Annotated in this window: 8 protein-coding genes and 1 pseudogene; 2 read left to right on the top strand and 7 right to left on the bottom strand. The window is 73.6% G+C overall.

What is annotated here, in order from left to right; all coding sequences use genetic code 11:
* A pseudogene (locus tag E1289_RS22555) lies at nt 1-335 on the top strand (hypothetical protein); the annotation flags it as partial.
* Nucleotides 336-339: 4 nt separating this feature from the next.
* Here E1289_RS22555 and E1289_RS22550 read toward each other — a convergent pair.
* The 6 genes from E1289_RS22550 to E1289_RS22525 all read right to left on the bottom strand — a co-directional run bounded on the left by E1289_RS22550 (nt 340) and on the right by E1289_RS22525 (nt 4,693).
* Nucleotides 340-1,068, bottom strand: coding sequence for an endonuclease/exonuclease/phosphatase family protein (locus tag E1289_RS22550; RefSeq protein ID WP_131983305.1), 729 nt, complete (start codon nt 1,066-1,068; stop codon nt 340-342).
* Between the two features lie 16 nt (nt 1,069-1,084).
* The gene (locus E1289_RS22545) at nt 1,085-2,053 is read right to left on the bottom strand and encodes an ROK family glucokinase (RefSeq protein ID WP_131983303.1); all 969 of its coding nucleotides are present in this window, start codon (nt 2,051-2,053) and stop codon (nt 1,085-1,087) included.
* A gap of 46 nt (nt 2,054-2,099) precedes the next feature.
* Nucleotides 2,100-2,576, bottom strand: coding sequence for a hypothetical protein (locus E1289_RS22540; protein WP_131983301.1), 477 nt, complete (start codon nt 2,574-2,576; stop codon nt 2,100-2,102).
* A gap of 71 nt (nt 2,577-2,647) precedes the next feature.
* Nucleotides 2,648-3,082, bottom strand: a complete 435-nt coding sequence (locus E1289_RS22535; RefSeq protein ID WP_131983299.1) for an SRPBCC family protein — start codon at nt 3,080-3,082, stop codon at nt 2,648-2,650.
* A 65-nt stretch (nt 3,083-3,147) separates the two neighbouring features.
* Nucleotides 3,148-3,915, bottom strand: coding sequence for a metallophosphoesterase (locus tag E1289_RS22530; RefSeq protein ID WP_131983297.1), 768 nt, complete (start codon nt 3,913-3,915; stop codon nt 3,148-3,150).
* Between the two features lie 82 nt (nt 3,916-3,997).
* On the bottom strand, nt 3,998-4,693 hold the full coding sequence (locus tag E1289_RS22525) for a copper homeostasis protein CutC (RefSeq protein WP_131983295.1): 696 nt from the start codon (nt 4,691-4,693) through the stop codon (nt 3,998-4,000).
* 229 nt (nt 4,694-4,922) lie between these two features.
* Here E1289_RS22525 and E1289_RS22520 point away from each other — a divergent pair, with 229 nt between their 5' ends.
* Entirely contained in the window at nt 4,923-6,713 is a 1,791-nt protein-coding gene (locus E1289_RS22520) for an AMP-dependent synthetase/ligase (RefSeq protein ID WP_207929088.1), read from the top strand.
* On the opposite strand, the gene E1289_RS22515 is transcribed toward E1289_RS22520, so the two are convergent.
* Nucleotides 6,714-7,385 carry an SDR family oxidoreductase gene (locus E1289_RS22515; protein ID WP_131983293.1) on the bottom strand — a complete coding sequence of 224 codons (672 nt, stop codon included), beginning with the start codon at nt 7,383-7,385 and terminating at the stop codon, nt 6,714-6,716.
* Nucleotides 7,386-7,450 lie beyond the last annotated feature (65 nt).

Below are 7,450 nucleotides of genomic sequence, written 5' to 3'. Positions count from 1 at the left end.
CCCCGCCGGAGGGCGACGACCGCACCGGGCGGCTCCCCCGCGCCCGCGTCATCAAGCCCGCCGAGCCGCCGGAGTTCCCCCCGGACGAGGACCCCGACGGCCACTACATACCGCCCCCTCCCCCGCCGCTGCCCAGCGCCGACCCCCTCACCAAAGGCGCCTGGGTCGCGCTGATCGGCGGCCCCGTCTACCTGCTGGTCACGGTCATCCTCGACTGGGAGGTCCCCGGCTGGGCCGCCTTCCTGGCCGTCGCCGCCTTCATCGGCGGCTTCGTCACCCTCGTCCTCCGCATGGGCGACGAACCCCGCGACCCCGACGACGGAGCCGTCGTCTAGAGGATCAGCCGGGCGGCGGTGGCCGCTCCCGGCCGATCACCAGATCCGCCAGCAGCGGGCGGTGGTCCGTCGCCCTGACGTAGTCGGCCGTGGGCGCGGTGTCGCCGGTGGGGACTCCGCACCCGGCGGTCCTGATCGACGGGTCGGTGAAGACCGCGTCTATGCGCCTGCGGGGATCGCGGGCGGAGAACGTCGGTTCGCCGCCCGTGGGAGCGGCCGCGTACGCGTCCTGGAAGTGGCTCGTCAAGACCTTCCAGGACTCGCCGCCGGGGTCCTCGTTGACGTCGCCGGCGAGGACGACCGGGGCGCGGTAGCGGGCGCGGGCACGGCCGAGGTGGGTGAGGATCTCGCCGGCGTGCCGCAGTCGCGGAGCGTCCGCCAGGTCGAGGTGGGTGCTCGCCGCGATGAAGCGGACTCCCCCGGCCTCCAGGACCGCGATCGCCAGCGCGCGGCGGTGCAGGCCCGCGTCCGGGGTGAGCAGGTGGAACTCGCGGGCGACCCGGCGGACGTGCGGCGCGGTCAGGACGGCGAGCCCGCAGGGCCGCCGTCCCGCCGCGACGCGCAGCCCGCACGCCCGCGCCAGCCGGCGCCGCTTGAGGCGCCAGGCCCAGAAGCGCGGGACCTCCTGCACGCAGACGACGTCCGGGGCGACGGCGCGGACGACCCGGGCCACGGCGGCCGGGTCGTCGCGCAGCGACCGGACGTTGTAGCTCAGCAGGCGGACGGCGGCCATGTCGGTCCGGGGAGACCTAGACGATGACGTCCTGGAGGGGACGGACGCGGGCCAGGTCCGCCGCACCGACGATGCCGGCCGCCGACCCCAGCTCGGCGATGCGGATGTCGGGCAGGGGGCGGTGGCCGCGGCCGGTCAGCGCGTCCTCGAACGCCGCGCGGATCGGGTCGAGGAGGAGGTCGCCGGCGTCCGACAGGCCGCCGCCGATGATGAACGCGCCCGGGTCGAGAATCGCGCTGAGGTCGGCCAGGCCCTGGCCCGCCCAGTGCGCGATCGTCCGGAAGCACTCCAGCGCCGCCTTGTCGCCCTCGCGGGCCGCCTGCGACACCTCCGGGCCGCTGATGCCCTCGGGGCGGCCGTCGCCGAGTTCCAGCAGGCGCCCCGCCATCGCGGGCGCCACCCGGGCCAGGTCGCGGGCCTCGTGGACGAGGGCGTTGCCGCTGGCGTACTGCTCCCAGCAGCCGCGGTTGCCGCAGCCGCAGCGGCGGCCGTCCGGGACGACCCGGAAGTGCCCCATCTCCGCGCCGATGCCGAACCGGCCCCGGTACAGCTCGCCGTTGATGATGATGCCGCCGCCGATGCCGGTGCCGAGGGCCACCAGGACGAGGAAGTTCTCGCCGCGCCCGGCACCGAACCGGGCCTCGCCCCACGCGGTGGCGTTGCCGTCGTTCTCCACCACCACCGGCAGCCCGACGCGGCTCTCCACCTTCTCCTTGATTGGCTCTTCCCGCCAGGCGAGGTTCGGGGCGAACAGGACGGTGGAGCGGGTCTCGTCGACGAAGCCGGCGGTGCCGAGGCCGACCGCGGACACCTCCTCGAACTTGCCCTTCAGGAGGTCGACGACCTCGGCGATGGTCTCGGCGGTCTCCTTCGGGTTGGTCGATGGAGTCGGCCTGCGTACCTTCTCCAGTATCGTCCCCCGGTCGTCTACGACCCCCGCGGCGACCTTCGTACCGCCCACATCCACGCCGATGGTCAGGGCCATGTACCCTTCCTCCTCTTCGAGCGCCCCGGCTGGAGCCTGAACCGCACTACCCGATGTCGGCGGTGCCGCCGCCCGTGGCGGCCGACCACGCATCGCCCGAATCAGGACGTTCCGACCGCTCGGACCTACCCGCCCGCGGGCTCTTCGACGCCTCCGGCGGCCGGTTCCGGCGGGTCCGGTCGACGGCGGCCACCACGTCGAGTGCGGCGGCGAGGAGCGCCTGCCCCGCCTCGTGCAGATGGCGGCCCACATCACCGCCCGCCTCGCGCTTGATCGCGATGGCCCGGCAGACGGGGCAGTCACGGCACTCGGGGGCGCCGGTGGCGATGCGCGGCTGCTCGGCGGTGGCGCGGGCCCACACGTCCTCGCCCGTGCCCGGCCCGCTGCCGCCTGCGCCGGTTCCGCCCGGCCCGCCGCTGCTCGGTTCGTCCGCGTCCCGGTCCCGGCCGCCGCTCACCCGCCTGATCAGCGCGTCGAAAAGCTTGGCCGCCTCGTCCAGGACGTCACCCGGCTGCTCACTCATGGGTCCATCTTCCATCGGTCGTCGGCGTGACGGTATCGCCTCGTCGCCGTGTTCTGGTGACTGCGGGGTGTTCAGCTCTCCACGTGGCGTTTGAGGCCCTTGAGCGCGGTGTCGATGATCCGCTTCTCGGCCTTGCGCTTCACCATGCCGATCAGCGGTATGCGCACGTCCACGGCCAGTTCGTAGGTCACCTCGGTGCCGCCGTCCCGCTCGGCCAGGCTGTAGGAGCCGTGCAGGCCGGTGACGACCGAGCCCGCCTCCACCAGCTTCCAGGTCACCCGGTCGTCGCCTTCCCAGGTGTAGGCGAGCCCGACGGTGTCGCTGAAGGGGCCGCCGTCGAACGTCAGCTCGGCGCGCGACGCCCGGCCGTCCTCGCCCGTCTCCTGGACGGTGATCCCGCGGATGCCGCTCGCCCACTCCGGGTACGCCGCCAGATCGGCGATCACCGCCATGATCTCGGCCTTGCCCGCCTTGACCGTGCTGGTGGAACTCGTGCGGTCCGCCATCGGCGTCTCCCTCCGGCTCGTCCTGAGCCCGCGCACGGGCCCGCTGTCCCTAGAGAACGTATCTTTCACACCGTCAGGACGTACGGCACGCCACGGGCCCGGAAGTGGCCCACGTTCACGCACTCGGTCCGGCCGATGCGCATCCGGCTCGCGAGCGGCTGGTGGACGTGCCCGAACAGGACGTACTTCGGCTGCGTCCGGTGGATCGCGTCCAGGATCGCCGCGCTCCCCCGCTCGAAGCGGCGCGCCACCGTGTCGTACAGCAGCTCGGGGACGTCGGGCGGGATGTGGCAGCACAGCACGTCCACCTCCCCGACGGCCTCGACCTTGGCGGCGTAGGCGTCGTCGTCCAGCTCGTAGGGCGTGCGGTACTCGGTGCGCAGGCCGCCGCCGACGAACCCGAACCGGAGCCCGCCGATCTCGGTGGTCTCGCCGTCCAGGACGTGGTGGCCCTCCTTGAGGTGCGCGCCCCACATGCGCGGGACGTCCACGTTGCCGTAGGTCAGGTACGCGGGGGCGGGCATGGCCGAGAACAGCTCGGCGTACTGCTGGTCGACGGCGCGCTCGATGTGCGGCCACGCGTCGCCGTCGAGCGACGACCAGAGGGCGCGGGAGAACTCGCGGGCCTCCTCGAAGCGCTTCTCGGTCCGCAGCCCGATGAAGCGGGCGGCGTTCTCCTGGCCGAACAGGTCGGCGAAGATGCCCTGCCCGTGGTCGTGGTAGTCGATGAAGAGGATCAGGTCGCCCAGGCAGATGAGCACGTCCGCGCCGTCCGCCGCGCTCGTCAGCGCGTCCGCGCGGCCATGGACGTCGCTCACCACGTGGATCCGCATGAAACGACTGTAATGGGACGCACCGCAGGCGGAAACGGCCGGGATCCGCGCCGGCGGGCGCGGGGCCGGCGCCCGCGCCCGGTCAGCCGGTCGCGGCCGACACCAGCGAGCGCCACTCGCTCACCAGGGCGGGGTCGACCGGGGCGTCCCACGCGCCGTCCGGGCGGACGGCGGTGCCGACGTGGAACGCGGTGACGCCCGCGGCGGCGAGGACCGCGACGTGCTTGCGGCGCAGCCCGCCCCCGGCCATGATCATTCCGGCCGCCTCGGGGCCGGCGGCCGCGCGCCGGACGAGGACGTCCACCCCGGCGTCCACGCCCCGCGCCGAACCGGCCGTGAGCACCGTGTCGAGCCCGCCGCCGAGGTGGCGGACGGCGTCCCACGCCTGGCCGGGGACGGCGGCGTGGTCGACCGCGCGGTGGAACGTCCAGGGCAGCGGGGCGATGTCGGCGGCGAGCTTGCCGGTGGCGGCCGTGTCGACGTGGCCGGACGGGTCGAGGAAGCCGAACACGAACCCGTCCGCGCCCGCCTCGGCGAGGCCGGCCGCGGCGCGCCGCAGCCGGTCGAGCTCGAACCCGGTCGTGCGGAACCCGGCCTTGGCCCGCAGCATCACCCGCATCGGCAGCGACGTGGCCTTCCGGATGGACTCCACGACGTCAGGATCGGGAGTAAGGCCGTCGGCGGCCATGTCGGCGGCCACCTCGATCCGGTCGGCGCCGCCGTCCTGCGCCGCACGGGCGTCCTCGGCCGTCAGCGCGATCACTTCGAGCAGCGACATTGGCGTTCCCCCGGAACGGCGTTCGTGTGCGACCGGATCAAGCGTAGGCGACCGGGCGGCGGGCCCCGCGGACGACGGCCGGTCTTTGCCGTGCCGTTAACAGCCACTGTCAGCCGATGCCGATACGGCGTCCATCCTGGAATAAGCCCTACTCGTGGGTATTATTCGGGCACGGAGAATCCCCAGCGGACTCCCCGCCCACCTCGACGATCGACAACAGGAGCAGGCCGTGCGCGAGTTCAGCGTCCCCGCGATGGTGGAGGTCCCCGACTCCGCCACTCTGACCGACGCGCCTTTCACCCGGGCCGCCAAGGAGCCGGGCACCATCGTGGCACGCCGCAAGAGCGGCGACGCCTGGAGCGCCGTCACCGCGGCCGAGTTCACCGCGGAGATCACCGCCGTCGCCAAGGGCCTCGTGGCCGCCGGCATCGAGCCCGGCGACCGGGTCTGCCTGCTGTCGCGGACGCGCTACGAGTGGACGATCCTCGACTACGCGGTCTGGACGGCGGGCGGGGTGTCCGTCCCCATCTACGAGACCTCGTCCGCGGAGCAGATCGAGTGGATCGTCGGCGACTCCGGCGCGAAGGCCGTGTTCGCCGAGACCGCGGACCACATCGCCAGGGTCGAGGAGGTACGGGAGCGCCTCCCCGAACTCGCGCACGTCTGGGGCATCGACGCGGGGGGCGTCGACGAGGTCCGGGGGCTGGGCGCCGAGGTCGGCGACGACGTGGTCGAGGAGCGCCGCGGCTCCCGCGGGGCCGGCGACCTCGCCACGCTCGTCTACACCTCCGGCACCACCGGGCGTCCCAAGGGCTGCGAGATCACCCACGGGAACCTGGTGTCGACGTCCCGCAACGCCGTCCAGGGCGCGATCGCCGAGGTCGCCGTCGAGGGCAGCTCCACGCTGCTGTTCCTGCCGCTGGCGCACGTGTTCGCCCGGCTGATCCAGGTCGCCACGGTCGAGGGCGGCATCGTCCTCGGGCACAGCGACATCAAGAACCTGCTGCCCGACCTCGGCTCCTTCCAGCCGACGTTCCTGCTGGCCGTCCCCCGGGTGTTCGAGAAGGTCTACAACGGCGCCGAGCAGAAGGCCGCGGCCGACGGCAAGGGCAAGATCTTCAAGGCGGCGGCCGAGACCGCGATCGCCTACAGCCGGGCGCTGGACGGCGGCCGCCCGGGCATCGGCCTCAAGGCGAAGCACAAGGTCTTCGACGCGCTGGTGTACAAGAAGCTGCGCGCGGCGGTCGGCGGCAAGGTCGAGTACGCGGTGTCCGGCGGCGCCGCGCTCGGTGAGCGGCTCGGGCACTTCTTCCGCGGCGTCGGCATCACGATCCTGGAGGGCTACGGCCTCACCGAGACGACCGCCCCGGCCAGCGTGAACCGGCCCACCGCCCTGAAGATCGGCACCGTGGGGCAGCCGATTCCGGGCGTGGACATCCGCATCGCGGACGACGGCGAGGTCCTCGTGCGCGGCATCAACATCATGCGCGGCTACTGGAACAACGAGGCCGCCACCAAGGAGGTCCTGGAGGACGGCTGGCTCCACACCGGCGACCTCGGTGCCCTCGACGACGACGGGTTCCTGCGGATCACCGGCCGCAAGAAGGAGATCCTCGTGACCGCGGCGGGCAAGAACGTCGCGCCCGCGCCGCTGGAGGACCGGCTCCGCTCGCACCCGCTGGTCAGCCAGTGCCTGGTCGTCGGCGACGGCCGCAAGTTCATCAGCGCCCTCGTCACGCTGGACGAGGAGGCGCTCGGCCCGTGGAAGGCGCAGCACGGCAAGCCCGAGGCGATGACGGTGGACGAGCTGCGCCGCGACCCCGACGTGATCGCCGAGATCGAGGGCGCGATCGCCGAGGCCAACAAGTCCGTCAGCCGGGCGGAGGCGATCAAGAGGCACGTCATCCTCGGCGTGGACTTCACCGAGGAGGCCGGGCACATGACGCCGAGCCTGAAGGTCAAGCGCAACGTCGTGATCCGCGAGTTCGCCGCCGAGATCGAGTCGCTCTACACGAGCTGATCAGCGGCCGGCCGGGCGCAGCGCGGCGACCGCGTCCGCGACCGGAATGTTGCCGTTCAGCAGGTCGAGGGTGCGGCGGCGGACCTCGCCGGCGTCGAGCAGCGCCACGATGACCGCCGCCACGTCGTCGCGGGTCACCGCACCGTGCCCGATGGGCGGCTCGGCGAGCGTCACCCGGCCGGTCGGCGGGTCGTCGGTGAGCCGCCCCGGCCGCAGGATCAGCCAGTCGAGGGCGCCGCGGCGGCGCAGGTCGTCCTCCGCCTCGCCCTTGGCCCTGATGTAGGCGTCCCAGACCTCGTCGCGGCCGGGCGCGGGCGGTTCGCCCGCGCCCATCGCGGAGACCTGCACGAAGCCGCGGACGCCCGCGCGCTCCGCCGCGTCCGCGGCCAGCACCGCGGCGCCCCGGTCGACGGTGTCCTTGCGCGCCACGCCACTGCCGGGCCCCGCCCCGGCGGCGAACACGACGGCGTCCGCCCCCCGCAGGTGGCCGGCGACCTCGCCGGTGCCGGCCGCCTCCAGGTCGCACAGCACCGGCTCGGCGCCGGTGTCCCGCACGTCGGCGTCATGGCCGGGGTTGCGGATGAGGCTCCGCACGGTGTCGCCCCGCGCGGCCAGCAGCCGCGACAGCCGCAGCGCGATCTTTCCGTGCCCGCCCGCGATCACGATGTCCATACCGCGATCGTAACCACCGGCTCCGCGAGCACGCGCGAACGCGGCCGGTGAGGTGCCGCCGAAGG

This window comes from Actinomadura sp. 6K520 (genome assembly GCF_004349245.1).
GTDB lineage: Bacteria > Actinomycetota > Actinomycetes > Streptosporangiales > Streptosporangiaceae > Spirillospora.
The sequence above is the reverse complement of the archived record's forward strand: the minus strand, read 5'-3'. Positions and strand labels throughout refer to the sequence as shown.

Coding starts and splice junctions, on each gene's coding strand:
- E1289_RS22550 (WP_131983305.1), bottom strand. CDS start 1,068: ATGGCCGCCGTCCGCCTGCTGAGCTACAACGTCCGGTCGCTGCGCGAC.
- E1289_RS22545 (WP_131983303.1), bottom strand. CDS start 2,053: ATGGCCCTGACCATCGGCGTGGATGTGGGCGGTACGAAGGTCGCCGCG.
- E1289_RS22540 (WP_131983301.1), bottom strand. CDS start 2,576: ATGAGTGAGCAGCCGGGTGACGTCCTGGACGAGGCGGCCAAGCTTTTC.
- E1289_RS22535 (WP_131983299.1), bottom strand. CDS start 3,082: ATGGCGGACCGCACGAGTTCCACCAGCACGGTCAAGGCGGGCAAGGCC.
- E1289_RS22530 (WP_131983297.1), bottom strand. CDS start 3,915: ATGCGGATCCACGTGGTGAGCGACGTCCATGGCCGCGCGGACGCGCTG.
- E1289_RS22525 (WP_131983295.1), bottom strand. CDS start 4,693: ATGTCGCTGCTCGAAGTGATCGCGCTGACGGCCGAGGACGCCCGTGCG.
- E1289_RS22515 (WP_131983293.1), bottom strand. CDS start 7,385: ATGGACATCGTGATCGCGGGCGGGCACGGAAAGATCGCGCTGCGGCTG.